At 68.9% G+C, this 466-nt stretch carries 1 pseudogene; it reads right to left on the minus strand.

From position 1 onward, the window contains the following. Window positions 1–466, minus strand: a pseudogene (locus IF73_RS38430) (dihydropteroate synthase); the annotation flags it as partial.

Genomic DNA, 466 nt, shown 5'->3' on the forward strand with positions numbered 1-466 from the left:
CTTGAGCTCGCGGATCGCCTCGATCGTCGCGATGCCGTCCTTGCGGGACTCCTCCTGGCCCGTGCAGATGGTGAAGGTCAGCGTGTCGATGAGGATGTCGGACTCGTGGATGCCCCAGTTGCCGGTCAGGTCGTCGATGATCCGCTCGGCGATGGCGACCTTGTGCTCGACCGTGCGGGCCTGGCCCTCCTCGTCGATGGTCAGCGCGATCAGCGCGGCCCCGTGCTCCTGGGCCAGACGGGTGACCCGGGCGAAGCGCGAGTCGGGACCGTCACCGTCCTCGTAGTTGACGGAGTTGATCACCGCACGGCCGCCCAGCTTCTCCAGCGGCCGCCCAGCTTCTCCAGACCCGCCCGGATCACCTCCTCCTCCGTGGAGTCCAGCACGATCGGGAGGGTGGAGGCGGTCGCGAAGCGGCCCGCCAGCTCCTCCATGTCCGCGACACCGTCCCGGCCCACGTAGTCCA

The sequence above is a fragment of the Streptomyces sp. NRRL F-5727 genome, assembly GCF_000719555.1.
GTDB lineage: Bacteria > Actinomycetota > Actinomycetes > Streptomycetales > Streptomycetaceae > Streptomyces.